Consider the following 292-nt stretch of genomic DNA (forward strand, 5'->3'; position numbering starts at 1 on the left):
AAGATTTGAAGACGGGATATGTCTATATGGGGACGAACCGCATGCTGCTCGTGCTCATTTTCATCACACTGTTTTTCAACATGGCGTACGGGCCCATCGAAGTGGCACTTCCGTTGTTTGCCAATCAATCAGCAGGTGGTTCGGCTTCGCTTGGTTTGCTCTGGTCGGCATTCGCAACAGGATCGCTTTCGGGAACACTTGCTTTCTCACTGATCAACTGGAAGTTTTCGCTCGGCTCAACCTTATCGGGAATCATCGTACTGTGGGGTATCTCGACATTGCCGCTCGCATT

1 pseudogene is annotated in these 292 nt (G+C 50.3%); it reads left to right on the forward strand.

What is annotated here, in order from left to right:
* Nucleotides 1-26: 26 nt before the first annotated feature.
* A pseudogene (locus tag EDM56_RS30910) lies at nt 27-292 on the forward strand (MFS transporter); the annotation flags it as partial.

This window comes from Brevibacillus fluminis, from assembly GCF_003710825.1.
Lineage (GTDB): Bacteria > Bacillota > Bacilli > Brevibacillales > Brevibacillaceae > Brevibacillus_D > Brevibacillus_D fluminis.